At 63.0% G+C, this 26,298-nt stretch carries 31 protein-coding genes and 1 tRNA gene; 12 read left to right on the top strand and 20 right to left on the bottom strand.

The window, feature by feature from the left end; all coding sequences use genetic code 11:
• Window positions 1–65: 65 nt before the first annotated feature.
• The 3 genes from HMI59_RS00385 to aztD all read right to left on the bottom strand — a co-directional run bounded on the left by HMI59_RS00385 (window position 66) and on the right by aztD (window position 3,436).
• Window positions 66–638, bottom strand: a complete 573-nt coding sequence (locus tag HMI59_RS00385) for a hypothetical protein (protein WP_227471481.1) — start codon at window positions 636–638, stop codon at window positions 66–68.
• A 9-nt stretch (window positions 639–647) separates the two neighbouring features.
• Window positions 648–1,988, bottom strand: a complete 1,341-nt coding sequence (locus HMI59_RS00380; protein WP_193592455.1) for an MATE family efflux transporter — start codon at window positions 1,986–1,988, stop codon at window positions 648–650.
• Window positions 1,989–2,146: 158 nt separating this feature from the next.
• Window positions 2,147–3,436 carry a zinc metallochaperone AztD gene (gene aztD / locus HMI59_RS00375; RefSeq protein ID WP_227471480.1) on the bottom strand — a complete coding sequence of 430 codons (1,290 nt, stop codon included), beginning with the start codon at window positions 3,434–3,436 and terminating at the stop codon, window positions 2,147–2,149.
• Between the two features lie 231 nt (window positions 3,437–3,667).
• Here aztD and HMI59_RS00370 point away from each other — a divergent pair, with 231 nt between their 5' ends.
• On the top strand, window positions 3,668–4,642 hold the full coding sequence (locus HMI59_RS00370) for an acyl-CoA thioesterase (RefSeq protein ID WP_166186208.1): 975 nt from the start codon (window positions 3,668–3,670) through the stop codon (window positions 4,640–4,642).
• A gap of 28 nt (window positions 4,643–4,670) precedes the next feature.
• Here HMI59_RS00370 and HMI59_RS00365 read toward each other — a convergent pair whose 3' ends face one another.
• The 5 genes from HMI59_RS00365 to HMI59_RS00345 form a co-directional block, all read right to left on the bottom strand.
• A complete protein-coding gene (locus HMI59_RS00365) occupies window positions 4,671–5,426 on the bottom strand; it encodes a ZIP family metal transporter (RefSeq protein WP_179011303.1) in 756 nt (251 codons plus the stop codon).
• Between the two features lie 50 nt (window positions 5,427–5,476).
• Window positions 5,477–6,133, bottom strand: a complete 657-nt coding sequence (locus HMI59_RS00360) for a GntR family transcriptional regulator (protein WP_021473301.1) — start codon at window positions 6,131–6,133, stop codon at window positions 5,477–5,479.
• A 112-nt stretch (window positions 6,134–6,245) separates the two neighbouring features.
• A complete protein-coding gene (locus HMI59_RS00355) occupies window positions 6,246–7,256 on the bottom strand; it encodes a transketolase family protein (protein ID WP_193592454.1) in 1,011 nt (336 codons plus the stop codon).
• Window positions 7,253–8,143 carry a transketolase gene (locus HMI59_RS00350; protein WP_193592453.1) on the bottom strand — a complete coding sequence of 297 codons (891 nt, stop codon included), beginning with the start codon at window positions 8,141–8,143 and terminating at the stop codon, window positions 7,253–7,255. The genes HMI59_RS00355 and HMI59_RS00350 overlap by 4 nt, the downstream gene beginning before the upstream one ends.
• Window positions 8,144–8,206: 63 nt before the next feature.
• Entirely contained in the window at window positions 8,207–9,544 is a 1,338-nt protein-coding gene (locus HMI59_RS00345; protein ID WP_193592452.1) for an MFS transporter, read from the bottom strand.
• A 201-nt stretch (window positions 9,545–9,745) separates the two neighbouring features.
• Here HMI59_RS00345 and HMI59_RS00340 point away from each other — a divergent pair, with 201 nt between their 5' ends.
• The 5 genes from HMI59_RS00340 to HMI59_RS00320 all read left to right on the top strand — a co-directional run bounded on the left by HMI59_RS00340 (window position 9,746) and on the right by HMI59_RS00320 (window position 14,094).
• The gene (locus HMI59_RS00340) at window positions 9,746–10,621 is read left to right on the top strand and encodes a sugar phosphate isomerase/epimerase (protein ID WP_193592451.1); all 876 of its coding nucleotides are present in this window, start codon (window positions 9,746–9,748) and stop codon (window positions 10,619–10,621) included.
• Window positions 10,618–11,391: an SDR family NAD(P)-dependent oxidoreductase gene (locus tag HMI59_RS00335; RefSeq protein ID WP_062098854.1), complete on the top strand. Its 774-nt coding sequence runs from the start codon at window positions 10,618–10,620 to the stop codon at window positions 11,389–11,391. The genes HMI59_RS00340 and HMI59_RS00335 overlap by 4 nt, the downstream gene beginning before the upstream one ends.
• A gap of 33 nt (window positions 11,392–11,424) precedes the next feature.
• A complete protein-coding gene (locus HMI59_RS00330; RefSeq protein WP_193592450.1) occupies window positions 11,425–13,164 on the top strand; it encodes a dihydroxyacetone kinase family protein in 1,740 nt (579 codons plus the stop codon).
• Between the two features lie 10 nt (window positions 13,165–13,174).
• Entirely contained in the window at window positions 13,175–13,633 is a 459-nt protein-coding gene (locus HMI59_RS00325) for a ribose-5-phosphate isomerase (RefSeq protein WP_193592449.1), read from the top strand.
• A 77-nt stretch (window positions 13,634–13,710) separates the two neighbouring features.
• Window positions 13,711–14,094 (top strand): VOC family protein, encoded by a 384-nt coding sequence (locus tag HMI59_RS00320; protein ID WP_193592448.1) that lies wholly within the window; start codon window positions 13,711–13,713, stop codon window positions 14,092–14,094.
• Window positions 14,095–14,100: 6 nt separating this feature from the next.
• On the opposite strand, the gene dnaB is transcribed toward HMI59_RS00320, so the two are convergent.
• Entirely contained in the window at window positions 14,101–15,486 is a 1,386-nt protein-coding gene (gene dnaB / locus HMI59_RS00315) for a replicative DNA helicase (RefSeq protein WP_193592447.1), read from the bottom strand.
• A gap of 626 nt (window positions 15,487–16,112) precedes the next feature.
• Here dnaB and HMI59_RS00310 point away from each other — a divergent pair.
• Complete coding sequence (locus tag HMI59_RS00310) at window positions 16,113–16,565, top strand: hypothetical protein (RefSeq protein ID WP_062098863.1); 453 nt, start codon at window positions 16,113–16,115, stop codon at window positions 16,563–16,565.
• An 8-nt stretch (window positions 16,566–16,573) separates the two neighbouring features.
• Window positions 16,574–17,149, top strand: coding sequence for a hypothetical protein (locus tag HMI59_RS00305; RefSeq protein ID WP_021473313.1), 576 nt, complete (start codon window positions 16,574–16,576; stop codon window positions 17,147–17,149).
• On the opposite strand, the gene HMI59_RS00300 is transcribed toward HMI59_RS00305, so the two are convergent.
• The 4 genes from HMI59_RS00300 to HMI59_RS00285 form a co-directional block, all read right to left on the bottom strand.
• Window positions 17,146–17,499 (bottom strand): zf-TFIIB domain-containing protein, encoded by a 354-nt coding sequence (locus HMI59_RS00300; protein WP_236593392.1) that lies wholly within the window; start codon window positions 17,497–17,499, stop codon window positions 17,146–17,148. The genes HMI59_RS00305 and HMI59_RS00300 overlap by 4 nt on opposite strands.
• A 48-nt stretch (window positions 17,500–17,547) precedes the next feature.
• Window positions 17,548–18,171 carry an FMN reductase gene (locus HMI59_RS00295; protein WP_193592446.1) on the bottom strand — a complete coding sequence of 208 codons (624 nt, stop codon included), beginning with the start codon at window positions 18,169–18,171 and terminating at the stop codon, window positions 17,548–17,550.
• Between the two features lie 93 nt (window positions 18,172–18,264).
• Window positions 18,265–19,350 carry an alpha/beta hydrolase gene (locus HMI59_RS00290; protein ID WP_193592445.1) on the bottom strand — a complete coding sequence of 362 codons (1,086 nt, stop codon included), beginning with the start codon at window positions 19,348–19,350 and terminating at the stop codon, window positions 18,265–18,267.
• A 93-nt stretch (window positions 19,351–19,443) separates the two neighbouring features.
• Window positions 19,444–19,893 carry an SRPBCC family protein gene (locus HMI59_RS00285; RefSeq protein WP_193592444.1) on the bottom strand — a complete coding sequence of 150 codons (450 nt, stop codon included), beginning with the start codon at window positions 19,891–19,893 and terminating at the stop codon, window positions 19,444–19,446.
• A gap of 111 nt (window positions 19,894–20,004) precedes the next feature.
• Between HMI59_RS00285 and HMI59_RS00280 the strand changes: the two genes are divergently transcribed.
• On the top strand, window positions 20,005–20,886 hold the full coding sequence (locus HMI59_RS00280; protein ID WP_227471479.1) for a hypothetical protein: 882 nt from the start codon (window positions 20,005–20,007) through the stop codon (window positions 20,884–20,886).
• A gap of 2 nt (window positions 20,887–20,888) precedes the next feature.
• Here the strand turns inward: HMI59_RS00280 and HMI59_RS00275 are convergent, their stop codons facing one another.
• Together HMI59_RS00275 and HMI59_RS00270 are read right to left on the bottom strand one after the other, a co-directional pair.
• A complete protein-coding gene (locus HMI59_RS00275; protein WP_193592443.1) occupies window positions 20,889–21,788 on the bottom strand; it encodes a diacylglycerol kinase family protein in 900 nt (299 codons plus the stop codon).
• 24 nt (window positions 21,789–21,812) lie between these two features.
• On the bottom strand, window positions 21,813–22,664 hold the full coding sequence (locus HMI59_RS00270; RefSeq protein ID WP_193592442.1) for a PhzF family phenazine biosynthesis protein: 852 nt from the start codon (window positions 22,662–22,664) through the stop codon (window positions 21,813–21,815).
• Window positions 22,665–22,721: 57 nt separating this feature from the next.
• Between HMI59_RS00270 and HMI59_RS00265 the strand changes: the two genes are divergently transcribed.
• Window positions 22,722–23,144: a DUF1801 domain-containing protein gene (locus HMI59_RS00265; RefSeq protein WP_193592441.1), complete on the top strand. Its 423-nt coding sequence runs from the start codon at window positions 22,722–22,724 to the stop codon at window positions 23,142–23,144.
• A gap of 144 nt (window positions 23,145–23,288) precedes the next feature.
• On the opposite strand, the gene rplI is transcribed toward HMI59_RS00265, so the two are convergent.
• From rplI to rpsF, 4 genes are all read right to left on the bottom strand, one after another.
• The gene (rplI, locus tag HMI59_RS00260) at window positions 23,289–23,741 is read right to left on the bottom strand and encodes a 50S ribosomal protein L9 (protein WP_166186219.1); all 453 of its coding nucleotides are present in this window, start codon (window positions 23,739–23,741) and stop codon (window positions 23,289–23,291) included.
• 18 nt (window positions 23,742–23,759) lie between these two features.
• Window positions 23,760–23,999: a 30S ribosomal protein S18 gene (gene rpsR / locus HMI59_RS00255; protein ID WP_003800144.1), complete on the bottom strand. Its 240-nt coding sequence runs from the start codon at window positions 23,997–23,999 to the stop codon at window positions 23,760–23,762.
• A 63-nt stretch (window positions 24,000–24,062) separates the two neighbouring features.
• A complete protein-coding gene (locus HMI59_RS00250; protein WP_021473323.1) occupies window positions 24,063–24,650 on the bottom strand; it encodes a single-stranded DNA-binding protein in 588 nt (195 codons plus the stop codon).
• A 50-nt stretch (window positions 24,651–24,700) separates the two neighbouring features.
• Window positions 24,701–25,006: a 30S ribosomal protein S6 gene (gene rpsF / locus HMI59_RS00245; protein WP_021473324.1), complete on the bottom strand. Its 306-nt coding sequence runs from the start codon at window positions 25,004–25,006 to the stop codon at window positions 24,701–24,703.
• A gap of 225 nt (window positions 25,007–25,231) precedes the next feature.
• Between rpsF and HMI59_RS00240 the strand changes: the two genes are divergently transcribed.
• Window positions 25,232–25,570, top strand: coding sequence for a YnfA family protein (locus tag HMI59_RS00240; RefSeq protein ID WP_193592440.1), 339 nt, complete (start codon window positions 25,232–25,234; stop codon window positions 25,568–25,570).
• 82 nt (window positions 25,571–25,652) lie between these two features.
• On the opposite strand, the gene HMI59_RS00235 is transcribed toward HMI59_RS00240, so the two are convergent.
• Window positions 25,653–25,735: transfer RNA gene (locus HMI59_RS00235), tRNA-Leu, on the bottom strand.
• Between the two features lie 137 nt (window positions 25,736–25,872).
• Here HMI59_RS00235 and HMI59_RS00230 point away from each other — a divergent pair.
• The gene (locus HMI59_RS00230; protein ID WP_193592439.1) at window positions 25,873–26,226 is read left to right on the top strand and encodes a cupin domain-containing protein; all 354 of its coding nucleotides are present in this window, start codon (window positions 25,873–25,875) and stop codon (window positions 26,224–26,226) included.
• Window positions 26,227–26,298: the final 72 nt, after the last annotated feature.

Raw genomic sequence — 26,298 nt, 5'->3', positions numbered from 1 at the left:
TAATGGCGGCCTCTAAGAGCTGCCGCCGGTTTGCAAAGTTCTACGATCAGTAGAACGTCCAGCTACTAGTTTACGGCCTCGGCTGACGAGCCGGGTGCAGAGGGTCCGGAGGACGTCTTGGCTTCGTGACGCAGGGTAAGCCCCGAGAGAATCCACAAGACCCCGCAGATGATGGCGCCGCCACCGGCCACACCTAGGAGCGCATGGGCGCCCATGGAAATGAAGAACGGCAGCGCCACGGCTGTACCCACGGAAACAACGCCGGAAATCAGCCAATCCCGGGCGACGTCGTCGCGCTTCCGGACGCCGCGAGTCAGTTCGGAAGCCCCCAGAACCAGCAATGCAACGACGGCGGAGAGTGCAACGCCCGCGTCGGACCGCGTCACCAGGGCACCGATCCCGCCCAAGGCGATGACCACCGGTACGAACACCGGCAAAGTCCGGAACATCCAGACCGCTCCCGCCGTGGCCAGCAGATACAGTCCCATTGCCCAGGCAAGCCCCTCGCCGGAAGGGTTGCTCCAGAACGCCGTGACCAACCCGAACATCAGTCCAACAGCAGCACGGAGCAGCACGGGCTTCCAAGGCGTGGGCCTGGAAGCAGAACGGGGCTGGGCGGCATTCGCTGGGAGAGTCACGCGTCCAGTTTAGTGCGAACCCAGGACCATCCACCGATCCGTCCGCGCCCGAAGGCCAAGGGTCACCCCGCGCGCCAGCATGTAGCCCAGCGCGAAGGCGAGCCACAACCAGACCAGCCCCGCCGCGCCGTCGGGCCTTGTCAGGTACACCGCCGCTAGGAGCGGCAGATAGACAGCAAGATTTACGACGCCGGCAATCGCCAGATAGCGGGCGTCGCCGGCACCGATCAGCACGCCGTCAAGGACGAAGACGTAACCGGCGAGGGGTTGGCCGACGGCCAGTACCCACAAGGCAAGAGTGAGCGCAGACTGAACTCCCGCGTCCGAGGTGAACAGATAGCCGGCAAACGGCGCCAACAAGGCCAGCAACACCCCGGTGATCACGCCGAAGCCCAAGCCCCAGCGAACCATGGTCCGTGTCAGTTCACGGGCCCGCCGGGCGTTCCGGGCTCCCAGCTCCTTTCCGATCAGGGCCTGGGCTGCAATCGCCAGGGCATCCAGCGCAAACGCCAGGAAAGAGAATATGGTCATGGCCAACTGGTGGGCTGCAAGGTTGACCGCGCCCTGTGCCGTGACAACCACAACGGTGGCGAGGATGGCCACGCGGAGGCTGAGGGTGCGGAGCATGAGCCACGAGCCCACTTTGGTCATGGCGCGGATGCCATGCCAATCGGGCTTGAGGGAGACGTTGCAACGCTGGGCATTGCGGCCGACGAACACCAGGTACACCGCGGCCATAGCCCACTGCGCGATGCTGGTTCCGATCGCGGAACCAGCCACGGAAAGGTTCAGCCCATACACCAGGAACCAGTTCAGGGCGATGTTTAGGGCGAACCCGGCAGTGGCCACCACCAGCGGAGTACGGGTGTCCTGCAATCCCCTCAGCACACCTGTTCCGGCAAATACCAGGAGCATCGCTGCCAGGCCCGGCATGGACCAGCGGAGATAGTCGACGGCGAATCCCTGCACGTCTCCGCTCGCGCCCATGAGACCAACCAGCGGCTCGGCGAAGATGAAGCCGAGCACCGCGAGCCCCACGCCAAGCAGCAGAGCCAGCCATACGCCGTCGCGCCCTGCCGCCAAAGCCTTGCCGAGCTTTCCGTCGCCGATCGCGCGGGCGACTGCCGGCGTCGTCGAATACGCCAGGAAAACCATGAGCCCAACCGCGGTGTGCAGAACCGTGGAGGCGAGTCCCACACCGGCCAACTGGTCGACGCCCAAATGCCCTACGATCGCCGAGTCGGCCAGGAGGAACAGGGGCTCGGCGATCAGGGCGCCGAAAGCGGGCACGGCTAGCCGAAGAATTTCCCGGGCATTGGAACGGCTGGGGGCGGTTGTGGTTTCAGGCACTCATCAAGGGTAGATGCTCCCCCACCCCCGGCGCTCTATCACATCCCACCCCCAAACCCCCGACGCTCTATCACTCTCTTCAGGGGAGTGATAGAGCGTCGGGCCGAAAGGGGCAGGATGTGGAAGAGCATCCGGGTGAGGATCGAAAAGATGAGGGGTCAGCCCGTGACGCCCGTGAGCTCATTCGGCACGTGCTCAAGCTGGGCCGATCCCGAAACCTTTCCGCTGGAAAGGTTCACTGCGCGGATGGTTCGCGTCGCGGGCTCGGTGACGAACGCCGTCGAGCCCTGAACGAACAGGGTGGGCCGCGGGTCCTGCCAGGTTTCCGACTCTTCCCATGCAGCCACCACAGGGATGTTCTTTTCCACGGCGCCCGTCAGCGGGTTGATGACGCGCAAACCGCCGTCGGTTCCCAAAACCAGCGCTTCGCCCGCGGGTCCCCGGCCCAGCGAACGGAACGAATAGCTGGTCCCGATGTCCACGAGTCGCAGCGATGCGGAATCGGTATTGACCAACGAGATCCTGGTAGGACGCTCCAGCTTCGCACCTTTATCCACCTTGTAGTCACCGAGGATCACGGGAGATTTCTCCGAGCCCGCTTGGTTTCCCACCCGGCCGTATGCATCCGGGCTGGACACCTTGGTGATGACGCCGTCCTTGTAGATCAGCATGCCGTCGGTGCACCCCACCGTCACGGCTTCACCGCCAGCCACCGCTTCGCCATGCACGCCCGGGCAATCCTCATTGCGCGCAATTTCCCGGCGATCCTGGCCCTTCCCCGCCGACAGAATGGCGATGCCCTTCCGACTTTCCTCATTGCCGAGCGTCACCAGCATCTTGCCGTCCTCAAGCTCGACGGCGACACCATGGTGAGGCTCGGGCGTCGTGTACTGGTCGGTGGCAGGCAGTTCGCTCCCTTTTGTGAGGTCGGCAGAAGCGAAGCTCTCCACTTTCCCGGAACCGTCGCTGAAAAGGACGGTCCTGCCGGCGTGGGTAACCACGTGCCCTGCTTCGTCGGCGTCGAAGGAGAGCCCGGTCAAGGCGGGGTCGGAGACGTAGTGGTGGCTATGGTCGCCGTGCGCCTCGGACCAGGCACCGGAGTCAAAGACACGGAAAGCGTCCCCCGTTGAGATGAGCACATGCCTGCCGTCACCCGCCGCGTTCAGCCTATTGAAGCCTTCCAGCTCCACGCCGCCCACCGGCTCAAGGGTCGTTGCGTCCAGAACGGCCACGCCGCCGTCGTGCGTGTAAACGAGGCGAGGGGCGGGAGCGGGCGCCTCCTTGGTGGAGGCTGTGGACGGGCTTGGTTCCGGCGCCGCACCTGCTTGGTTGCCGGGCGCCGCGCAGGCGCTAAGCAAAACGGCGGAAAGCCCGACGGCGGCAACCGCTCGTAGACGGCGGCGCGTGGTACTCGAGGGCAGGTCGAAGGAGGGTGTGAATGATGACATGCGTTAATAATAATGATTCTCAATTGCATCGCAACTGCAGTGCCACCTACTGCCCGACACCCCAGCCACCCCCCAACCCCCCCGTTGCTCTATCACTAAACACGCCGATATCCCCGTTGCTCTATCACTGCCTTCAAGAGAGAGATAGAGGAACCGCGAAAATGGAGCGGGAAGTGATAGAGGAACGGCTCAGTCACGTAACAGAAACACGCCAACAGTAAACTTCGAACCATGAGCGAGTCCCCCGCGAATTCCGTGACCCTCCGCTTCCTCGCAGCCCCCATGGACGTGGGCCACAGCGGCTCAGTCGATGCCGGCACCGTCCTTGAGTGGGTGGATAAGGCGGCGTACGCAGCAGCTGTCGGCTGGGCAAAGTCCTATTGCGTGACGGCATATGTGGGCAACATCCACTTCGCGGATCCCGTCAACAGCGGCGACATGGTTGAGGTCACCTCCACGATCGTCTACACCGGCCGCTCGTCCATGCACATCCACACGACCGTGAGCTCCCGGGATCCCAAGGGCGGCCCGGAGACAATGCACAGCCAATGCATGGTGATCTTTGTTGCCGTGGGGCCCGACGGAAAGCCGATCCCCGTTCCACAGTTCGAGCCATCGACGCCCGCCGAAATCGAAGCACGTGAACATGCCCTTGCCCGCATAGATGTTCGCGAACAGATCGTGAACGCGATGAACGCCCAGGAATATACCGACGCCGGAACGGCCGAGCGTGTGACGCTGCGGTTCATGGCGTCCCCCACGGACGTGAACTGGGGCGGGAAAGTCCACGGTGGCATCGTGATGAAGTGGATTGATGAAGCCGCTTATGTCTGTGCGTCGCGGTACTGCGGAAAGGACACGGTTGCCGTGTTCTCCGGAGGCGTCCGCTTCTACAGGCCTCTCCTCATTGGCCATGTGGTGGAAGTGGAAGCCCGCTTGGTCTACACCGGCGCCAAAGGTATGCACATTGCGGTACATGTCCGTTCGGGCGATCCAAAGACCCGGGAGATGAATCTGACCACGTATTGCCTCACCGTCATGGTGGCCCGGGACGAGACCGGCACCGCAGTTCCCATCCCTGCTTGGGTTCCGGTCTCCGAGGAGGACAAGAAGCTGCACGCCCACGCGCGCGAACTGCTGGAAATCCGCGGCCGGGCACCTGGAAATCGGCTGCCGGACCATCTGTTGAACGCGGGCGGCCAGTGACCAGCGAACTGATCGACTGCGGACGAGGCTAGCCCCCGAGTTCGCTGATCGTGAAGGCCGTCAGGAAGCCCAGCGAAGCAATCAAGCCGCTCAGCAGGTGATGTTCCTCGAAGGCTTCCGGGATCATGGTGTCCGCGAGCATTGCCAGGATGGCACCGGCTGCGGTGGCCGTGATGAAGGCAATGACTCCTGCCGGTGCGTTCTCCAGTGCCGAGTAGCCGATCAGTGAGGCAATACCGCACAGCACTGCGATGCCGCCCCAGACTCCGAAGACGTAGGCGGCGCTGCGTCCGGATTTCTTCATGCCCGCGGTACTGGAAAGCCCTTCCGGGACATTGGAGATAAAGACAGCAGCGAGCATCGCCGGGCTGACGCCTCCCCCGGTGATCAGCCCGAGGCCCAGAACCACCGATTCCGGGATGCCGTCCAGGAGGGCACCGACGGCGATCGCGGTCCCGCTGCCCGGCGACTCTGCTTCGCTGGGCTGGTGGCCACCCGAGCGTTTCCGGTGCTTGGCTCCCCGGCGGGCCAGCAGGAAGTTTGCTCCCACATAGACAACCGCGCCGGCCAGGAACCCGAAGACAGTCGGCCATAGACCCCCGCCACGGGCGGCTTCGTCCACAAGGTCAAAGGCCAATGCGGAGATGAGGACGCCTGCGCCAAAGGACATGACGGATGAGACGATTTTGGGTGGAATGGACCATTTCCATGACAACGCCGAGCCGAGCACCAACGCGCCGCCGGCGATCGTGCCCCACATCAGGGCCTGCATCCACATCGGCAAATCCGCGCCCTCCTCAGTAATCCATCAACTCACGGATTCACCGAGCCTACCTAGCCCACCAGGTTTTCGGCGGCACCGTCCATGTGTCCGATGATGGTCTCGCGCGCCTTGGCAGCGTCTCCGGTTTCGATGGCGGCCACGATATCGTGATGCCGTCCGACGCTCATGTTCCTGGTGGCACGCTCCAAACCGGCGAACATAATGGACATCCGGATGGAGCCTTCCAGCGATTCCCACTGATGGAGCAGCGTTTCGTTCCCGGAGAGCCGGCACAGCGTCCGGTGGAACTCGAGGTCGGCTTCGATCTGTTCCTCGAGTGAGAGCTTTGCGGCGTTGCCCATGTTCTCGACGGCGGCACGCAGTTCAGCGAGGGCGGCCTCTTTGTCCGGCATGTCGCTCAGGGTCCGCGCAGCGAGCGATTCGAGGACGCCCCGGACCGCGAAGATGTCCCGGATTTCCTTGACGTCCAGGTGGCGAACGGAGAGCCGGCCCCGCGCCCCGGCAGACACCAGCCCTTCCTGCTCCAACTGCCGCAGCGCTTCACGGAGGGTTCCGCGACTGATCTGGAGCATCTCGGAGAGTTCGGTCTCTACGAGGTGGCGGCCGGGCTCCAGTTCCCCGCTGGTGATGGCACTCCGCAGAGCGATGAGCGCCTGTTCGCGCAAGCTCTTCTTTTCCAGTCCCAACAGGGATGCGGTCAGGGCCATGATGTGTCCTCAATGTGTAAGGGCGACTGCCAACAGTCCGGTGTTAACAGTTGATACTACGGGCAGGGGCGCAGGACCGGCAGTCCTGCGCCCCCCTCTTGCGGGTTTGTTCTTAGCCGAGTTCGGTCAGGACCTTGGCAACGATCCTGTCGACGGAGAGTCCGTAACGCTCGTGAAGGGTCGGCAGCGCGCCGGCGTCGAGGAACTGGTCCGGAAGCGCGATGGGCACCACGCGCTTGCCCAGACCGGCAGTTACGACGGCGGAGGCGACGGTTTCGAACAGACCGCCAACAACGGTGTGGTTTTCCAAGGTGACGGCGAGTCGGTCCGTGTTCAGTTCGGCGAGGACGGTCGCGGAGTCGAACGGCTTGATGGTGGGGGTGTGGACCACGGCAACGTCAACGTTGTGCTTGGCCAGGGCGTCTGCCGCTTGCAGGGCCCGCATGGTCATTAGCCCTGAGGAAACGAACACAACGTCGTTGCCGCCGCGCAGCACCTTGGCTTTGCCGAGTTCGAACGTGTAGTCGTACTCATCCAGCACCGTGGGAACGTTGCCCCGCAGCAGGCGGAGGTAGGTGGGCCCTTCCGAGGCTGCCAGCTGGGGAACGGCCTGCTCAATGTCGACCGAGTCGCAAGGGTCCACGATGGTCAGGTTGGGCATGCCGCGGAAGATCGCCATGTCCTCGGTTGCCTGGTGGCTGGGCCCGTAGCCGGTGGTCAACCCCGGCAACCCACCGACGATGTTGACGTTCAGGTTCGGCTCGGCGATGTCCAGGCAGAGGAAGTCGTAGGCACGGCGGGCTGCGAACACGGAGTAGGTGGAGGCGAAGGGGATCATGCCGGTCTCGGCCATGCCTGCGGCCGCTCCAAGGAGGAGCTGCTCGGCCATGCCCATCTGGAAGAACCGCTCCGGGAAAGCCTTCGCGAAGATATGCATGTCCGTGTACTTGCCGAGGTCTGCCGTCAGACCGACAATCCGCTGATCAGCCTCGGCGGCGGCAACCAACGCGTGACCGAACGGGGCGGAGGTGGTCTTCTGGCCCGGGTCGGCGAAGGAAGCGATCATCGCCGACGTCTTCAACTTGGGCATTGCGGCCGAAGCCGCTGCGGTGACTGTGCTCATGCTGATGCCGTCCCTTCGTATCCTGCGGTCAGCTGCTCGCGGCAGATCTGCCATTCGTGTTCTTCGATGCGCATGAAGTGCGCCTTCTCGCGCGTCTCCAGCAGCGGCACCCCGCGCCCAACCTTGGTGTCGCAGAGGATCACGGACGGCTGCCCGACCGGTGCCGAAACTGCGGCGATGTTGTCGAACGCTGCCAGCAGCGCACCGACGTCGTTCCCGTCCACGCGCTGGGTGTACCAGCCGAACGATTCCCACTTTTCGGTGACCGGTTCGGTGCGCAGCACCGTATTGGTGGCGCCGTCGGCCTGGAGGGCGTTGATGTCCACCATGGCCGTCAGGTTGCCCAGCTGGTGGTGGTGTGCGCCCATGGCAGCTTCCCAGGTTGAGCCCTCGTCCAGTTCACCGTCGGAAAGGAAGTTGATGACGCGGTTGGAGGAACCCTGCGCCCGGAGGCCAAGAGCCATCCCGACGGCGATGGTCAGGCCGTGTCCCAGCGAACCACCGGAGATTTCCATGCCCGGGGTGTAGGTGGACATCCCGGACATTGGGAGGCGGGAATCGTCAGAGCCGTAGGTTTCGAGTTCAGCCTCGGGAACGATCCCGGCTTCGGCCAGGGCCGCGTAGTGCCCAATCGCGTAGTGCCCGGTGGAGAGCAGGAACCTGTCGCGGCCCTCCCAGTGCGGATCTTCGGCACGGTACGTGAGCTGGTCGGCGTATACGGCGGCGAACATGTCCGCTGCGCCCAGGGCCTGGCCGACGTAGCCCTGGCCTTGGACCTCACCCATGTTCAGGGCGTGGTGGCGGATGCGGTAGGCGGCAGCGCGGATGCGCTCCACGCGGTCGGCGGCCGGCAAAGCGGGCGCTGCTTCGACTGATGGAATAGTCACGGGAATCCTTCCGGGGTCGGGCGTGTATCGATGGGGAGAACACGCCCGACGTCGAGTGGTTGCTTAGGCGGTTACCGTCTGGGGAGTTTTGCTGGCGGCTTCTTCCGCGAGCCGGCGCTCACGCTTGCCCCAGGTTTCCTTGGTGATCAAGGCGGCCCAGAGACCGACGGCTCCGTAGATGCTGAAGAGGGCTGCGGGGCCCATCCAGCCGAAGCTGACGAACAGCAGGGTGGTGATGAACGGGGTGAACCCGGAGACCATGGCGGAGATCTGGTAGGCGAGGGATGCGCCGGAGGAGCGGGTCTTGGCCTGGAACAGCTCGGGGAACCAGGCACCCTGGGCGCCGGCGAGCGAGTTCTGGCATACGGCGTAAGCGATCACGATCGTAGCGATGATGAAGATGAACATTCCGGTGTTGACCAGGAGGAACATCGGGATGCCGAAGGCCACGGCGAAGGCCGTTGACCAGATGTACACGGGACGGCGGCCCACCTTGTCGGTCAGCTTGCCCCAAGCGTAGGTGGCGAAGATGCCGATGGCGGCTGCGATGCAGAGGGCCACCAGGGTCTGGGTCTTGTCGGCCAGCTTGGTGCTGTGGAGGTAGGAGATCATGTACGTCACGGAGACGGCGTAGCCGGCGGTTTCGGCGATGCGGAGGCCGATGCCGCGGACGATGTTGCGCCAGTCGGTCTTGATGACCTCGACGATCGGGGACTTAACAATGTCGCCCTTGGTCTTGACGTCTTCGAAGACCGGGGACTCGGGCACCTTGGAACGGATGATGAGTCCTACGGCGACCAGCAGGATGCTGGCGAGGAACGGTACGCGCCAGGCCCATTCACTGCCGAGGCCGACGCTGAAGAGGAAGACGAGGTTTGCCAGCAGCAGTCCTACGGGGAAGCCTGCCTGCACGATGCCGGTGAACTGACCCTTCTTCTTCCACGGTGCGTGCTCGTAGCTCATCAGGATGGCACCGCCCCATTCAGCGCCGAATGCCAGGCCCTGGATGATGCGCACGATCACCAGCAGTGCGGGGGCCAGCAGGCCGACCTGCTGATAGGTCGGGAGGAGGCCAATAGCGAAGGTCGCCAGGCCCATCAGGATGAGGGAGGCAACGAGGACGGGCTTACGGCCAAGCTTGTCGCCAAGGTGGCCGCCAATGATGCCGCCCAAAGGACGGGCAGCGAAGCCAACACCGAGTGTCGCGAAGGACGCCAACGTACCGGTCACCGGATCGGCGCCGGGGAAGAATGCCGTACCAAAGTACAGTGCGGCAGCGGTGCCGAACCCGATGAAGTCGTAGGTTTCGATGACTGCGCCGACGCCCGAACCGACGGCGACTCGCTTGGCTTCCTTGGTTCCATGAACCGGACCACGCATGGTCAGAGCATCATTGCTCATTGCTTATTCCCTTTCGAAGAGTGGGCTGCATTCCGCAACACCACTGTCGACAGTCAACATAACACGTCAACTGTGACCGAGACCACCAGCAATGTCAACAGTCAACTTTGAGGGTTGACTGTTAACAGTTAACTCCGATAACGTGGTCCGCATCACTAAAGGCTCTCTCCGTCGAGAGCCGCAACCTGAGGATCAACGACGATGTTCCATCAAAGACTGGGCTGTTCTTCCATCAGCTTCCGGCACCAGGACCTGGCAACAGCCCTGCACACCATCAGCGGTCTCGGCTTCGAAGAGATCGACCTCGGAGCACTCCCCGGCGTCTGCGACCACGTGCCCTACGTCCTGGACGCCGAGGCAGTGGAGGCGGTTGCCGCCGTCGTGCGTGAGTCCGGACTGCGTGTCCGCAGCGTCAACGGCGACGTCGGGGACCTGAATACAACGCTCGACGCCGACGCCCGGCTGGAGCGCGAACGCCACCTTGAGATGCTGCTCAGCCTCGCTGCCAAAACCGGGGCGAAAGCACTGGTCCTGCCGTGCGGTGCGATCGACCACGAACCCGTGGGCAGCCTCGAAGGAGACATCGAAACGGTTGGCGCCCAACTCATCCACGCGTCCGAACGGGCCAAAGAGTTCGGCGTAGAACTGTGGACCGAATCCCTGCACTACTTCCGGCTGTGCTGGAACACAGAGCGGGCCCAGCTCCTTGCCGACCAGCTCACCGGTTCAAACGTCGGAATCGTCATGGACTTCAGCCACATCGTGGCCTCCGGGGGCAATCCGGTGGACTTCGTCGAACGGTTCGGCGACGGCATCACCCACGTGCACCTGCGCGATGCGGTGCCCGCCACCGAAACCGGGCCCGGGAACATCAACCTCAGCATCGGCAACGGCCAGGCAGACTTCGCAGCCGGTCTCTCCGCCCTGCGGGACATCGGCTACACGGGCCACTTCTCCCTCGAACTCGAAACCCGCGACGTCACCCATGACGAGCGGCCCGCCGCCACAGCCAAGGCCGGCATCTTCATCACAGACCTCATCCAGTACCCCCTGCACACCATTCAAGGAGCATCATGACCACCATCCAGCGCACCGCAGTCCTCACCGGAGCCACATCCGAGCGTGGAATCGGCCTCACCACAGCCCGCCGCTACGCCGCCCAGGGTTGGGGAGTCGTCATCCTCGACCTCGACGGCGAGAAGTCGGCGAAGGTCGCTGCCGAGATCGGCAACGAATTCAACGTCCCCGCGTTCGGTTACGAAATCAACGTGGCTGACGAAGCCTCCGTTGCCAGGGCCCAGGCTGCCGTCGCGGCTGAAGTGTCGGCCGGAAACCTCCCGGTGGTGGGCGCACTGGCGAACATCGCCGGCATCACCTCCCCCGTTCCGTTCCTCGAGACCACCCTTGAGCTGTGGCACAAGGTCATGGACGTCAACGCCACCGGCACCTACCTGGTGACCAAGGCATTCCTCCCGGACATGATCGCCAACGGCTGGGGCCGCATCGTGAACATGTCGTCCGTTTCCGCCCAGCGCGGTGGGGGCGTGTTCGGCAAGGTCCCCTACTCCGCAGCCAAGGCAGCCATCCTCGGCTTCACCAAAGCCCTGGCCCGTGAAATCGGCGAAACCGGCGTGACCGTCAACGCCATCACCCCCGGTGCGGTGGACACGAACATCCGCGTAGGCAGCACCCAGGAGCAGGAAGACGCCATCAACGCCGGCATCCCCCTGGGCCGCAACGCCACCACCGAGGAAGTTGCCGCCGTCATCACGTTCCTGTCCTCCGAGGATTCCGCGTACCTCACCGGCACCACCATCGACATCAACGGCGGCAGCCACATTCACTAGTCCCCCGCATTCCGAGGAACACCAGGACCCACCATGACCAGAATCTTCAACGATCCCGCCGACTTCGCCGATGAAGCCCTCTCCGGCTTCTGCGACGCCCACTCGGACCTCGTACGCCAGGTAGAGGGTGGCGCCGTTCGCCGCAACCGGCCGTCCGCTCCCAAGGTGGCAGTCATTACGGGCGGCGGTTCGGGGCATTACCCCGCGTTCGCCGGCATCATCGGCCCGGGCTTTGCTGACGGGGCCGTGGTGGGAAACATCTTCACCTCACCGTCCACCCAACAGGCCTACTCGGTGGCAAAGGCCGCGAACTCGGGTGCCGGCGTCGTCTTCACCTATGGCAACTATGCCGGCGATGTCCTCAACTTCGGCATGGCCAGCGAACGGTTGAATGCCGAGGGAATCCGGGCGGAGAACGTACTGGTCACGGACGACATCGCCAGTGCTCCTTTGTCCGAGGTTGAAAAGCGCCGTGGCATTGCCGGGGACTTCGTAGTCTTCAAGGTCATGGGCGCAGCCGCCGAAGCCGGGCTGGACCTGGATTCGGTGGTGCGCTTGGGACGCAAGGCCAATGACCGCACCCGCACCATCGGAACGGCGTTCAGCGGCTGCACCTTCCCGGGAGCGGAGCAACCCCTCTTCCGCCTTCCCGAGGGTCACATGGGCCTGGGCCTGGGTATCCACGGCGAACCGGGACTATTCGATACTGAACTGCCTGCCGCCGTCGAACTTGGCCACGAACTGGTGCGACGCGTCCTGGCGGAAGCACCCGCAGCCGCGTCCGGTCGTGTTGCCGTCATCCTCAACGGGCTTGGCTCCACCAAGAACGAGGAACTGTTTGTCCTGTGGCGCACGGTCGCCCCGCTCCTCCGCGAAGCGGGCTACACCCTGGTCATGCCCGAAGTCGGAGAACTGGTGACCAGCCTGGACATGGCGGGTGTTTCCTTGACGCTGACGTGGCTGGACGAGGAACTGGAGGAGTACTGGACGGCTCCTGCCCTGACTCCCGCCTACCGTCGGGGTTCGGTTGGGTTTGATGTCGCCGCGGCCGGCGACGCTGTGGAAGAAGTCGTTGCCTCGGACGCCGCCAACTACTCCTCCACAGAGGAATCGCGGGCCTACGCCGGCAAGTGCCTTGCCGCGCTGGAGACCACTGCGGAGCTGCTCCGCGAATCGGAGGCGATGCTCGGAAACATGGACGCGATCGCCGGTGATGGTGACCACGGCCGCGGCATGGTCCGTGGGTCCGCTGCCGCCCTTCAGGCCGCTGCCGCCGCTTACTCGGCCGGTGCCGGGGCGGGCTCCGTGCTGATCGCCGGCGGCGACGCGTGGGCCGACAAAGCCGGCGGAACGTCGGGTGTCCTCTGGGGTGCCGGGCTGCGCGCCTTTGGCGAGCGGCTGGGCGACGCGGAAAGCCCAACGGCGGACCTCCTCGCAGCCGCTGTGCGCGCTTTCGCCGACCGCATCACGGGCCTGGGCAAAGCCGGGATCGGCGACAAGACCATGGTGGACTCCCTGCTGCCGTTTGCTTCATCCTTCACTCACGCCGTGGCTGCCGGGTCCCCCGCAGAGGAGGCGTGGGCTGCCGCGGCTACAACAGCAACGTCGGCAGCAGCCGCCACCGCTGATCTTCGCCCGCTCAAAGGCCGCGCCCGTCCCCTCGCCGAGAAGAGCATTGGAACCCCCGACCCCGGGGCGACGTCGCTCGCCATGGTGTTCACCGCCGTCGGGCCCCACTTCACGGCAGTTCCCGTAGCTGCAGCCGCCAACTAGGAGAGTAACCATGCGCATCATCGTGGGCGCCGACGAAGCCGGCGTTGACTACAAGGACCGGATCCTCGCGGATCTGGAGGCAGACCACCGGATCACCGAAGTGATTGACATCGGAGTGAACCGTGCCGATGCGGACTTCACCAGGCCGTACCCGTACGTGGGCATCGCGGCAGGCGAAATGATCCGCGAGGGCAAGGCTGACCGCGCCATCCTCTTCTGCGGTACCGGCATCGGCGTGGCAATCGCCGCCAACAAGGTGCCCGGTATCCGTGCCACCGCGGCCCACGATTCGTTTTCCGTGGAGCGCTCCATCCTCTCCAACGACTGCCAGGTCCTCACCATGGGACAGCGCGTGGTGGGCGTGGAACTCGCCCGGCGGCTGGCCAAGGAGTGGGTTGGCTACGCCTTCGATCCCACGTCCGCTTCCGCGGAGAAGGTGAAGGTCCTCAGCGACTTCGAAGGCTGCTAGCCCTACAGGAGAGGCCGGGATCGGGGGATCCCGGCCTCTCCTGTTTCTCAAGATGCCTCTTGGTTACACTGGCGTCCATGTCTTGCCGAATCAGCGAACTGGTCCTGAACTGCAAAGATCCCGAACTGCTTGCCAAGTTCTGGAGTGACGTGCTCGGATACGTCGAACTCGACAGGGATGAGGGCTCGATTGAGATCGGGCCATCCGATGCCGGCTTCGGCGGCCTGCAGCCCACCATCATCCTGAGCCCCAGCAACAACCCGCGGACGGGCCGCCTGCCGCTCCATATCGATGTCAATCCCGTGGACCGGGACCAAGCTGCTGAGCTGGAGCGCCTGCTTGCCCTCGGAGCCCGGCCAGCCGACGTCGGGCAAACGGGCGAGGAACAATGGCATGTGCTGCAAGACCCCGAAGGCAACGAGTTCTGCCTGCTGCGGAAGCAGCTTGAGGACGCTGCCTAGCGGGTGCTAGAAACCGCCGCCTCCGCCGGAATCGCCGGCCATGTTGGCGAACCGGGAGTAGTGGCCCTGGAATGCCACGACGATGTCCTTGGTAGGGCCGTTACGGTGTTTGGCGATCAGGATGTCCGCTTCACCTGCGCGAGGGGACTCCTTGTCGTAGACATCCTCACGGTGGAGGAGGATGACCATGTCCGCGTCCTGCTCGATAGAACCGGATTCACGGAGGTCGGACACCATGGGCCGCTTGTCCTGACGCTGTTCTGAACCACGGTTCAGCTGCGAGAGGGCGATCACGGGGACCTGGAGTTCCTTGGCGAGCAGCTTCAGCGCACGCGAGAACTCGGACACTTCCTGCTGGCGGGATTCGACCTTCTTGCCCGAGCTCATCAGCTGCAGGTAGTCGAGCACCACGAGCTTCAGGTCATGTTGCTGCTTGAGGCGGCGGCACTTGGCCCGGATTTCCATGAGGGACATATTGGGGCTGTCGTCGATGAACAACGGCGCATCATTCATCCGGCCCATGGTGGTGGCGATCTTGGACCATTGCTCGTCCTTGATGGTTCCCTTGCGGAGATCCTGGAGGCTGATGGTGGCCTCCGCGGAGAGCAAGCGCATGGCGATCTCGTTCCGGCCCATTTCCAAGGAGAACATCACAGTGGCCATGTTGTTCTTGATGGCTGCCGAACGGGCGAAGTCCAGCGCAAACGTGGACTTACCAACGGCGGGGCGTGCTGCAATCACGATCATCTGACCCGGGTGGAGGCCGTGGGTGAGTTCGTCCAGTTCATAGAAGCCGGTGGGAACACCCACCATGCCCTCTCCACGGTGCCCGGACGCCTCGATCTCGTCCACCGTGGACTCCAAGACGTCTTTCAACGCCACGTAGTCTTCAGCCGTACGCTTTTCAGCAACAGCGTAGACCTCGGCCTGGGCCTGGTTGACGAGGTCTTCGACCTCTCCGTCCTGCCCGTAGCCCATTTGCACGATCTTGGTTCCGGCATTGACCAAGCGGCGCAGGACAGCACGTTCTGCGACGATTTCCGCGTAGTAGCCGGCGTTTGCGGCGGTGGGGACGGTCTGGATCAGTTCATGGAGATAGGCCGGCCCGCCGATCCTGTTGATCTCGCCGCGTTTGGTCAGTTCGTCCGAGACGGTCACTGCGTCAGCGGGTTCTCCGCGTCCGTACAGGTCAATGATGGATTCGTAGATGGTCTCGTGCGCCGGGCGGTAAAAGTCGTGCCCGCGAACGATCTCCACGACGTCGGCAATGGCGTCCTTGGAGAGCATCATGCCACCGAGGACTGATTGTTCAGCCGCGATGTCCTGCGGAGGTTTGCGGCTCGAATCCGAAGCCCGGGTGCCCTCGAGTGAGTCCAAGTGCATTACTGACAAAGCCGTCCTCCATATGTGTACCGCTGCAGAGATTCCGTCCCTCGGCGGTGCGTAAAGCGCGGGTGGACCTGGAATGGATAACCCTGGCATCCGGACCAGCCGAGTGCTCCTGTTATATCGTCCGGGACCGACATTCTTAGGGCCGTCCCCGTTACCCACAACTTATCCACAGAAGTATCCCCAAGCTGATTTGCGCGCCGTCGGCTGAGGGTATTCGGGAGGGTTATTTCCATCCTGAAACAGGTACCTCAGCCACGGTATCCGCGCTCTTGGGAAGCACAAAGCCGGTCGTCTTGCACATCTGTGGATAACCTGTGGAATAAGCCTCATTGGTTGTGCACAGACTGTGCGTGAACCTGTGGATACAAAAATTCTTTTCGCTCAAAACCGCTTTTGACATGGGAAAACGTCCCTCACAGCTTGTGGAGCAAAAGATTTTTTAGTGGATAACCATCCACAGATACATTCACAAGGAGGGAAGCCCATCACGCCTCGACGAGGCACAAACATGCCCGGAATGTGATGCATTCAACAAGTTCATGCCGCATTTGACACTTCCCTCTCGGAAGCTTATGCCGCTCATGGAATGTGCTGTGGATAACCTCAATCTGGCATAAGCTCTAAGCATGGGGAACAACCTTGGCGACCTGCTCCTGACAGCCCTCCCTTTGGTGATCCTTATTGGCCTGTTATGGGCCGTGTCCACGGCGCTTCGGCCCCGTGATACCGGAGTGTCCGAGGCGGAGCGCTACCAACGTGAACTGGCTTCACGCTCCGCCGCGCACCAAGCCTCGCAAATCCAGGCGGCACTGGCCCAGCGGGCACGCATAGAAGCTTCCGCGCAGCCCAGCCAGAACCGTTCCCACACTTCGCGCCCGGCCCCTGGCCAGCAGTCCCCGAATTCCCCTGCCCGGGGTCAGCAACCCGCAATACTTCCCAACGGCCAGCTCAACCCACAGTTGGCATTTGAGCTCCAAAACCTTGTCCGCAGCGGCCAAAAGATCCAAGCCATCAAGGTACTGCGGCAGGCAACACACTCAGATCTCATGACCGCCAAGAACTACATAGATCGGCTCTGATAAACGCCATGGATTCGCTTCTCATCCCGCTCGTGATCCTCATTGCGGTCATTGCGGGCGTGCTGCTGCTCATTCGCTCCTACACCAAGCGATCTGCCGAGACCCGTGCCGACGCCGCAGCCTTGAACGTACCCAAGGATGCAGTCACCCTCGCTAAGGAGTCGGCAGCCAAACTAAATGAGGAACAGCACCGTCGCCTGTACTCCCTCATAGCGCAGGGCCAGGGGATGGCGGCCATCAAGCTCTACTTGCAGGCCACCGGAGAAGGCCTGCGGGCCTCCCGTGACGCCGTCGGAGCCCTCGCCGCCCATCCCCAGCCCTACCGGCCGGAAGCTCCCGCCAAGGACCTGCTGGCGGACGATGACGACGAGCCCGAGCGGTTCCCCTACCGGTACCGTGCAATCGTCAGCAAGGGCGATGTAACCCGCGAGGTGAGCAGCAATATGCTCAATGACGAGATCTACGGGCGGATCAGGACCCTCGCCAAAAGCGGGGACGTGGAGGGCGCAGCGCTGGCCCTGACCCGCCACTCGGACATCACCATCAAGCAGGCCCGCGAATTCATCGAGCTGTTGGACGACTAGAAGTCGAACAGGTCTCCGAGCCAGCCTTCCTTCTTCTTCCGCTTGCGGCCATAGTCATCGCGACGGTCGTAGTCCCGCCGATCAGCGTCCCTCCGCTCATAGTCCCGGCGGCCACCCCGGTCGTCGTACCGCGGCTGCCCGGGCCTCGATTCGAACGGGTTGTAGAGCGGTGGAGGGGCTATGGGAGGTTGGCTTGGAACGTGCGGCGCCGGAGCGGGTGCGGGGTCGGCGGCCACCCGATCGATGATTTTGTCCAACTCACCGCGGTCCAGCCACACACCCCTGCATTGCGGGCAGTAATCAATCTCAACCCCGCTGCGTTCGCTCATCACCAGGTCTACAGAATCCACAGGACATTTCATGCCTTCCCCAACGACCCGGCACGGCGATTAGTTCGGCTATCGCGCAGCAGAGATTCCTGCCAGCAATTGCTCGAACGGCAACGACTCCAAGGCGGGCGACTTCCGCCCGGGCTGGGGGCCGCTCAGCAGTTGCACGAGCTCACCGGCCGCCCGGTCTACGCGCGCGGAAAGCGGTGAGCCGCCGGCGTCATTACCCCAGTCCTGGGGCCCGGCGAAGATGGCAGTCGCCGTCATCCTGGTCCGCAGGTAGCTGAAGAGCGGCCGCATGGCGTGGTCCAGGACCATCTGGTGGCGGTCGGTGCCGCCCGTGGCGCCAATGAGGACCGCCTTGCCGTCCAGCGACTTGGGATCCAGAACGTCGATGAAGGACTTGAAGAGGCCGCTGTAGGAGGCGCTGAAAACGGGGCTGACGGCGATGATGCCGTCGGAGTCTTCGACGCCGGCAATCACCTCCGCGAGGCGGGGAGCTGCGTATCCGGTGACGAAGTTGTTGGCGATGTCCACCGCCAAGTCCCTTAGTTCCACGATGTCGATCTTCGCCTGGTATCCGGCGGCCTGCAGCTGCCGTTCCGTGGAGGCAGCCAATTGGTCGGCCAGCAGACGGCTCGACGACGGCACGCCAAGCCCTGCTGAAAGGACGGTTATGCGGCGGGTTTCCATGGCGTTCTCCTGTTGCTCGATTCAACTCAGCTTACATGCATATGCATCTATGTGGTTGAACCGGGCGGGCTTCGGAAGTATTCCCGGACGCTTCTACCGGCCCGGGCGCACGTGAGCGGCCAGAAAGTCCAAGGTCCTGTCCTTGGCATCCTTGGCTTCAGAGAAATTCAACTGGAACTGGTACTCATGAGGAAGTGCCGGAGTGTGGTCGGCCGGCCAGAAAAGCTCTGTCACGGGAACTCCGGCCGCTTTCAAGCGATTGCTGTAGGGAACGGACTGCAACCAGGTCAACCCGTCTCCGTTGCCGCCGCTGATGAACGTAGGAGGCAAGTCTCCCGTGACGAACCCGATAGTGGACATGGTTGCCCCGGCATAGGTGGCGGACCAGTCCTTGGTGCCCGTGTAGGACCACAAAGACGTCTTGAGGCCCCACTCCACCAGACCGTTGAGCTTGCTCATGGCATCCAGATCGTAAACACCGCAGTGAAGAATGGTGGCAGCCAGATCCTCCTTGCGCAACGCCGGCTCCACACCGAGCAGGTTGGCGTAGGCAGGATTGACTGTCAGGGTGGCCATTTGGCTGGCCAGCTGTGCACCCGCAGAGTCCCCTGCCAGGACGATGCGGCCCGGATCCACGTTCAGTTCAGCGGCGTGAGCCTTGATGTAAGCCAGGGCGTCGTTGATTTCACGAACCGCTGTGGGATACGTGGCCTCGGGCGCAATCGTGTAGCCCACGCCGATGGTTGTGTAGCCTTCGGCGGCGAGAATCCGAAGATAGGGCTCAACGTTGGCTTGGGTTCCGGAAATCCAGGCACCACCATGGATCCAGACGATCGTCGGCAGTCCACCCGCAGCTCCTTCGGGGCTAAAGGCGTCGAAGGAGAGCCCCGGCCTGTAGACAACATTGGCGCGCGTCTGCAGCCCGGCCTGCGGAACGTAAGGAGTCATTTCTGCAACGGTGTCCTGGGCCCCGCGCTCGAAAACCCCACGGATCACCATCGCCGATGGCCACGGGGTGGCAGAAAGGGCCAGGAGCACAACCAACACAAGCACGACGGCGAGCTCCAGCCTTCGGATTCTCCGTGGACGCCTGCGCCTGCCCGGCGCACTCTCCGGCTCGGGACGCCCTGCACTGGCCGCTGCCGCTACGCTGGCTCCTGCCGCTTCCGATGACCCCATGAACCCATCCCCCGCCTGTGCACCGTCCGTGGGCGCACCTGCGGACCATGCTAGGACGGAAGAGGCCCTGGGCGAAGGATCTTGCCGAAAAGGCTACCTCTGCCGCCCAGCCCCGCCGACTGCCATCAGTTCCAGTCGCCGCAGGGTCTCGTTGTTCCTAACGTCGATCACAGGATCCCGCAGGACTTTGGGAACCAACTTGCCGGGACCTCGCACTGCGTCCTCGGAGATGGAGACGCGGCATTCGTCCGGACCGGCCTCTTCCACCGTGATCAGCACCTTGGCCTCACCCATCGGCCATCCACGGGCAAGGAGCTCAAGGGAGCGTCCGGTCTGGACCGCAGCCACGCTGGTGCTGTCATCGATCAGGAGGGGCCAGACGCCGACGGAGTGATGAAGCTTCGCACCGACCTGGGGCCACTGGTCATCCACAGCGCGGATCCGCGAAGCACCCACCACCCAGCCAGAGTAAAGCCAGCCGTCGGCAATCACTTTCCAGACATCGGCTGCTGCAGACTTGAAGGGCCGGGTAACAGTGGACATGACTTCCTTTCCGATGCCGCAATAGCAATGTGAAATTAAGCTAAGCATGCTTATGAAGCTATCGCCAGAGGAACCCGTACAGGTTCGCGAGGGCAGGCCTACACTGATCGCATGGCCCGGCAGCGGCATTCCTGGAAGGCACCCATTCTTTTGCTGTGCACCGCGGGTGCGGTCTCTTCCTGCCAGCCCGTGACTGCTCCGGAAGCGGACACCAGTGAGCCTGCCGCGGAGATCGTGGTGGACATCAACCAGTCCCGCGACCAGTACGGAAAGCAAGCCATCCTCATCCAACTGACCAACACCTCCGGCTCGCCCGTCACGGTCAGCGGCGTGGACCTCCGCTCAGGCTTGTTTCAGCAGGGCATCACATGGAGGCCGGAGAACGGTCCACTGGAACTACCGCCGAACCAGCCCAAGAGCCTCCCCGCCAGCCTTCCGGAGCCACGCTGCGGGAGCCACGCAGGCGAACCCCCGGCAGTCACCATCCAGTACGCCCGCACCAATAATGAGCCACGCCAACTCAGTACCGGAGCCACGGACTCCTTCGGCGTCCTGCAGCGCAACTCGGACGAACTCTGCCTCGCCAAGGAGGCCGCGGCGGTGGCATCCGTCGCCTTGGCCCCGGAACTGGACGTAGCGCCGGACGGAAGAACCGCCGTCGTGCGCCTGGTTATCACCCCAACCAGAACCGCTACCCCCAACCAGACCCTGGTCATCGAGTCGATCGGTGGCACCACGTTACTGGCGGAGCAGCCGTCGGACCCGTGGCCCCGCGATGTCACCATTACGGCCGCAGCGGACGCCCGGGTGCTGTCCCTGCGCGTACGTCCTGCCCGCTGCGACCCCCATGCCGTCGCTGAAGACAAGGTGGGAACACTCGTTCCATTGAATGTGGCCATCGGCAACCGTCAGGGTGCCCTGAAGGTGCCGGCTCCTGCCGATCTGCGCGGACGCATCCATGACTTTGTCACCGCTGCCTGCAGCGCGGGCTGAACTCAGCCGATGGTGGGCAGCGCCGCCGGTGCGCTCTCCACGCGGACCTTGATCCCGGCTTCCACGTTCTTTACTTCCCCGTCCATTTGGTACGGCAAGGGCTTCAGCGTGGTGAATTCGTAGCTGCTGACGCTCGGCTGATCGCCCAGGCCTTGGGTGGTGGCCCGCAAGGCGTTCAAGACCACCCGCCATTTGGGCATGTGGGGGAAGAAGATGACCTCAAACTTGCCGTCACGGGGCGTCTCCTCCGCCTCGCTGAGGGTGGCGTACTTTGCCATTTCGGGAATGTTCGCAAAAACGAGGCTGTCCACCTTCTGGCGCTTGCCGTTGTCCAGCCGGATTTCGAACGGCTTGAACTCCGAGAACGTCTTGATTACGGACACCATCTCCGTCAGGGCGCCCTTGCTTCCCTTTTCCAACTCCGTCGCAACAACCGGGGTCAGGCCGAACCCGATGTACGAGTGGGCGTACTCCAGCGGCTCATTCTCTTTCTGGCCCGTGTGGATCCGGAGCAGGTCGATGTTGTGGACGTTGCCCTCCGCGATGGCCTCCTCCAAAGGCTTGGTTCCAACCGTCCGCCGGTGGTCGTTCGCGTTGCCGGCAGCCATGACTGCGGCCACTGCCTTGGGGTTCTCCGCCTGCATCACGCCGTTGACAACCTCGTTGTAGCCACCGTCGCCGCTGACCGAGACCACCAGGACGTCGCCGCCCTTACCGGCGGCTTCGCGGGCCAGATCGACCGCGTGCCCCGCGTGTTGGGTTGGTTCAAGGATGATCTCCGGCGAGTACGGCAGCATCTTGATGAGCTTCCCGTGCAGCTCTTCCGCAAGCTCCGGGGCATTCCCCGTGCTGTTGGGGTTGAAGATGATGACGATCGACTCAAATGTCCGTGCGGAACCCATGCGTTCTCCTTTAGTTACCCAGGCCTATAACAGTACTGTCCCCTGGATGCAGGTAGTCGAATCACCGCCGACCCAGACCTGGTCCCCTTCAGCCTTGACGTGGATGCGCCCTGCCCTCCCCAGCACGGTGCCCTGGGCGGCCACGTATGCCTCCGGCGCACGCCCGCTCCCTATCAGCCATTGAGCTGCCCCCGCATTGAAGCTACCCGTCACCGGGTCCTCAATCATGGCGTCGCCCGGGAAAAACGTACGAACCTCAAAATCCACCTCGGAGCCTGCCGGATACGGCCCGATGACACCCACCTTTAGATCCCCCAAGGCAAGCATGTCCGGTTCCAGGCCGAGGACCCGGTCAGCGGACTCGAGCAGGACGCCAATCCACGCCGGCCCATTCACCAGCCACGAGGCATCCAGGATGTCATCTTCCGAAAGTCGAAGACCCGCGGCCAACTGCTTCCGCACAGCGTCCTCCACCGGACCAAACCGGGTCAGTGGCGGTGCCGCGAAGGCCAGCCGTCCGCCGTCGTGCTTGACGCGTACCAAACCTGCTCCGCACTCCTGGACCACGACGCCGGCAGACTTGGGCACTCCCCCTGCCTGCAGCCACGTGTGGGCAGAGCCAAGCGTGGGGTGGCCCGCGAACGGAAACTCCTCGCTGCCAGTGAATATACGCACCCTGTAGTCCGCGTCCGGATGTGTGGGCGGCAGCAGGAAAGTGGTTTCGGACAGATTGGTCCAGTTGGCGAATCGCTGCATCGTCCCGCTGTCGAGCCCTTCGGCATCAACGACGACGGCGAGCGGGTTGCCGAAATAGGGACGGTCGGAGAAGACGTCTACTTGGTGGAACGGGCGGTTTCGGGGGGAAAGTGGACTCACCGGTGCAGGCTATCACTGGTGCTGGTGAGCCTGTGGGCCGTCTGCCACACTACCTTCATGGCAGAGAACAAGACGCAGCCCACCCAAGTGCCCGTTGAGGAATTCCTTAATGCCGTGGAGCACCCGGCCCGGCGTGCGGACGGCTTTGAATTACTGAACATGATGCGCGGGATCACCGGCCAGGAAGCCGTGATGTGGGGTCCGTCGATCGTAGGTTTCGGGCAGTACCACTACAAGTACCAGAGCGGCCGAGAAGGCGATGCTGCAGCCGTGGGGTTCTCACCGCGCAAAGCCAACCTGGCCCTCTATGGACTGACGATGAGTCCGGAGGCGGACCGCTTGCTTCCCGAACTTGGTAAGCACAAAACCGGCGCATCGTGCTTGTACGTCAACAGGTTGGACGATGTGGACAGGGATGTGCTGGCGGAGCTGATCCGCACCGGCTACAACCACACCATGACGGAGATCCATAGGCCCTGACCCCCTTCGCCCCCCGCGCCCCCGCGAGTTGGCAGTTAATGGCAGTCCAGGGCACCAACATTGTCATCAATTGCCAACTCGGGGCATGCAAAAGGACCCCCCTCCCGGAATCCGGGAGGGGGGTCCTTCAGGCGTAGTCAGGGACTACTTGCCGGCAACGACCTCAAGGTCGATGACAGCGGAAACATCCTCGTGCAGGCGAACGTTGGCCTGGTACGAACCGACAGACTTGATGTGGTTCGGCAGTTCAACGTTGCGCTTGTCGATGGCGCCGAGGCCGGCAGCCTCAACAGCAGCAGCGACGTCAGCAGGCTTGACGGTGCCGAAGAGACGACCGGACTGACCGGCCTTCACCTCGAGCTTGACCTTCTTGGAGGACAGTGCCTGAGCCTGTGCCTGTGCAGCTTCAACAGTTGCGTGGGCACGGGCAGCACGGGCTGCCTTGATGGTCTCAACCTGCTTCTCGCCACCACGGGTCCAGGTCAGAGCGAAGCCGCGGGGCAGAAGGTAGTTACGTGCGTAACCGTTCTTTACCTCGACAACGTCGCCAGCAGCACCGAGACCGGTTACTTCGTGGGTCAGAATGAGCTTTGCCATGTTAGTTAATCCCTTCCCTTAGCCGCGGCCAGCGCCGGAGTAGGGCAGCAGAGCAACTTCGCGGGCGTTCTTGATTGCCTGGGCGATCTTGCGCTGTTCCTGAACGGTAACGCCAGTGACGCGACGAGCGCGGATCTTTCCGCGGTCGGAGATGAACTTGCGCAGCAATGCTACGTCCTTGTAGTCGATGACAGTGATGTCAGCGGCCTTCAAGGGGTTGGACTTTGGTTTGGGCTTACGGAGTTCAGCCTTAGCCATCGTGGAGCTCCTTTTCTATGGAGCCCGTGGATATTGATCCACGGGATGGTGGTGTTTTTTTGTTTAGAAGGGAGGTTCGGAGTCCGGGCCGTTGCCCCAGCCACCAGCGTTGCTGACACCGGGCGTAGCCCAAGGGTCATCCTGCTGTGCGGGCTGGTTGCCGCCCCAGTTTCCACCGGAGTTGCCGCCCTGGTTTCCACCAGCGGGGCCACCTCCGAAGCCACCTGCGTTGCCGCCACCGAAGCCACCCTGGCCACCGTTGCCGGCGCCGAACCCGCCGCCGGAGCGCTGGGTGCGGTTGACTTTGGCATTCGCGTAACGCAAGCTCGGGCCGATCTCGTCGACCTCAAGCTCAATAACGGTGCGCTTCTCGCCTTCTTTGGTTTCGTAAGAACGGCTCTTCAAACGGCCGGAAACAATGACGCGGGTTCCCTTTGTGAGGGACTCGGCAACGTTCTCGGCTGCTTCCCGCCATACGGACGCGCGGAGGAACAGGGTTTCCCCGTCCTTCCATTCGTTCGACTGGCGGTCAAAGGTCCGGGGAGTAGAAGCGATGGTGAAGTTCGCTACTGCTGAGCCAGACGGGGTGAACCGCAGCTCCGGATCATTGGTGAGATTACCGATGACCGTAATAGTGGTTTCGCCTGCCATCTACTGCCTCCTTGTTCGTTCCTGCGGGGTAAAGATCTGGAAGGGGCTGATTACTCAGCAACAACCTTCTGGTCTTCGGGGCGGATGATCTTGGTGCGCATGATCGTCTCGTTCAGAGACAGCTGGCGATCAAGTTCCTTGGCGGTAGCAGGCTCAGCGGTGAAGTTCACCACTGCGTAGATACCTTCGGACTTCTTCTTGATGTCGTATGCCAGGCGACGACGGCCCCAGATGTCAACCTTTTCGATGGTTCCACCATCGGTGGTGATGACATTCAGGAACTTCTGAAGCGACGGCTCTACGGTACGCTCTTCGACCTCGGGGTCGATGATTACCATCAATTCGTAAGGACGCATATGTGAACCCACCTCCTTTGGGCTAAGCGGTTACGGTATTTCCGTAACAGGAGGTTCATTTGCGATTGCTGTGCCTCGCTCCCCCGCCAAAGATTCGGAAGGAGGGCGCAGCACAGACTTCAATATCTTAGTGCATCTCCTGCATCCAAAGCTATTCGGCGGTGTGTCGTGGCCGAAAGCACCGGCAAGGCCTATGTGGATAACGGGCCAATGAATACTTGAGTCATGACCATCCTCAAGTCCACAGTCCTCTTCGTTCTGGCCGCGGCAGCCGAAATCGGGGGCGCCTGGCTCATTTGGCAGGCAGTCCGGGAGGGCAAGGCATGGTGGTGGGCGGGGCTGGGCGTTGCGGCCTTGGGCATTTACGGATTCTTCGCGGCCTTCCAGCCTGACGCCCATTTCGGCAGGGTCCTCGCGGCCTATGGGGGCGTCTTCATAGCCGGTTCACTTGCCTGGGGCATGCTGGTGGACGGCTTCCGCCCGGACCGCTGGGACATCATTGGAGCCGTCATCTGCATAGTGGGCGTCGGCGTCATTATGTTCGCGCCGCGCACGGGCGCGTGACGACCGGCGGCCTACCGGCTGGAACATGGCAGCTTAAACATGTGAGCCCTGGAAGATCATTGACCTTCCAGGGCTCATTGTGTGCGCGGAGGGGGACTTGAACCCCCACCCCCTTTCGAGGACTAGCACCTCAAGCTAGCGCGTCTGCCATTCCGCCACCCGCGCAGGGTGATTCGGAGAACCAGTTTCCTTTTTCTCCTCAACAGCGTCAAAAACACTAACACGTCATTGGGCATTCTGTTGATTCGGGACTTACGGCAACACCCCTCGGCAGAACAGGGAAACGTGGGTACGGTGACCTCATGCAGAAAATATCGATCGAGGCCCTTGCCCGCCAGCAAATCGAAGCCGCAGTTGCCGCACCAAGTGGACGCGCTGCAGACACAGCATTCGGCGGGCATGAGAAGACCCTCCGTCAAACGGTCATGGCCTTCCGCGCAGGCACGCGGCTCAGCGAACATCAGAACCCCGGCGAGGCTACTGTCTTTGTCCTGAAGGGAAATGTCTGGCTCAAAGCGGGCGAAGACTCGTGGCAGGGGAAAACGGGAGACCTGTTGATCGTGCCGGACGGCCTCCACAGCCTCGAAGCGGAGGAGGACTCAGCGGTGCTCTTCACCGTGGTCAAGACCGACCGTCGGGCGCAACCGCCGGCGTAAAGCGGAGAACGACGGCGGCGCGTTGCCCACCAACGACGGCGACACCTCGCCCGCGCACGACGGCGGCGCGTT

Origin of the sequence: Paenarthrobacter sp. YJN-5, from assembly GCF_015040095.1 — a bacterium.
Classification (GTDB): domain Bacteria; phylum Actinomycetota; class Actinomycetes; order Actinomycetales; family Micrococcaceae; genus Arthrobacter; species Arthrobacter ureafaciens.
This window is presented reverse-complemented; position numbering and strand designations above follow the sequence as displayed.

What these genes read in the sequence shown, in the direction of transcription:
- aztD (WP_227471480.1), bottom strand. Translation starts at nt 3,436, where the DNA reads ATGTCATCATTCACACCCTCCTTCGACCTGCCCTCGAGTACCACGCGC.
- HMI59_RS00370 (WP_166186208.1), top strand. Translation starts at nt 3,668, where the DNA reads ATGAGCGAGTCCCCCGCGAATTCCGTGACCCTCCGCTTCCTCGCAGCC.
- HMI59_RS00360 (WP_021473301.1), bottom strand. Translation starts at nt 6,133, where the DNA reads ATGGCCCTGACCGCATCCCTGTTGGGACTGGAAAAGAAGAGCTTGCGC.
- HMI59_RS00355 (WP_193592454.1), bottom strand. Translation starts at nt 7,256, where the DNA reads ATGAGCACAGTCACCGCAGCGGCTTCGGCCGCAATGCCCAAGTTGAAG.
- HMI59_RS00345 (WP_193592452.1), bottom strand. Translation starts at nt 9,544, where the DNA reads ATGAGCAATGATGCTCTGACCATGCGTGGTCCGGTTCATGGAACCAAG.
- HMI59_RS00340 (WP_193592451.1), top strand. Translation starts at nt 9,746, where the DNA reads ATGTTCCATCAAAGACTGGGCTGTTCTTCCATCAGCTTCCGGCACCAG.
- HMI59_RS00335 (WP_062098854.1), top strand. Translation starts at nt 10,618, where the DNA reads ATGACCACCATCCAGCGCACCGCAGTCCTCACCGGAGCCACATCCGAG.
- HMI59_RS00330 (WP_193592450.1), top strand. Translation starts at nt 11,425, where the DNA reads ATGACCAGAATCTTCAACGATCCCGCCGACTTCGCCGATGAAGCCCTC.
- HMI59_RS00325 (WP_193592449.1), top strand. Translation starts at nt 13,175, where the DNA reads ATGCGCATCATCGTGGGCGCCGACGAAGCCGGCGTTGACTACAAGGAC.
- HMI59_RS00320 (WP_193592448.1), top strand. Translation starts at nt 13,711, where the DNA reads ATGTCTTGCCGAATCAGCGAACTGGTCCTGAACTGCAAAGATCCCGAA.
- HMI59_RS00310 (WP_062098863.1), top strand. Translation starts at nt 16,113, where the DNA reads ATGGGGAACAACCTTGGCGACCTGCTCCTGACAGCCCTCCCTTTGGTG.
- HMI59_RS00305 (WP_021473313.1), top strand. Translation starts at nt 16,574, where the DNA reads ATGGATTCGCTTCTCATCCCGCTCGTGATCCTCATTGCGGTCATTGCG.
- HMI59_RS00295 (WP_193592446.1), bottom strand. Translation starts at nt 18,171, where the DNA reads ATGGAAACCCGCCGCATAACCGTCCTTTCAGCAGGGCTTGGCGTGCCG.
- HMI59_RS00290 (WP_193592445.1), bottom strand. Translation starts at nt 19,350, where the DNA reads ATGGGGTCATCGGAAGCGGCAGGAGCCAGCGTAGCGGCAGCGGCCAGT.
- HMI59_RS00285 (WP_193592444.1), bottom strand. Translation starts at nt 19,893, where the DNA reads ATGTCCACTGTTACCCGGCCCTTCAAGTCTGCAGCAGCCGATGTCTGG.
- HMI59_RS00280 (WP_227471479.1), top strand. Translation starts at nt 20,005, where the DNA reads ATGGCCCGGCAGCGGCATTCCTGGAAGGCACCCATTCTTTTGCTGTGC.
- HMI59_RS00275 (WP_193592443.1), bottom strand. Translation starts at nt 21,788, where the DNA reads ATGGGTTCCGCACGGACATTTGAGTCGATCGTCATCATCTTCAACCCC.
- HMI59_RS00265 (WP_193592441.1), top strand. Translation starts at nt 22,722, where the DNA reads ATGGCAGAGAACAAGACGCAGCCCACCCAAGTGCCCGTTGAGGAATTC.
- rplI (WP_166186219.1), bottom strand. Translation starts at nt 23,741, where the DNA reads ATGGCAAAGCTCATTCTGACCCACGAAGTAACCGGTCTCGGTGCTGCT.
- rpsR (WP_003800144.1), bottom strand. Translation starts at nt 23,999, where the DNA reads ATGGCTAAGGCTGAACTCCGTAAGCCCAAACCAAAGTCCAACCCCTTG.
- HMI59_RS00250 (WP_021473323.1), bottom strand. Translation starts at nt 24,650, where the DNA reads ATGGCAGGCGAAACCACTATTACGGTCATCGGTAATCTCACCAATGAT.
- rpsF (WP_021473324.1), bottom strand. Translation starts at nt 25,006, where the DNA reads ATGCGTCCTTACGAATTGATGGTAATCATCGACCCCGAGGTCGAAGAG.
- HMI59_RS00240 (WP_193592440.1), top strand. Translation starts at nt 25,232, where the DNA reads ATGACCATCCTCAAGTCCACAGTCCTCTTCGTTCTGGCCGCGGCAGCC.
- HMI59_RS00230 (WP_193592439.1), top strand. Translation starts at nt 25,873, where the DNA reads ATGCAGAAAATATCGATCGAGGCCCTTGCCCGCCAGCAAATCGAAGCC.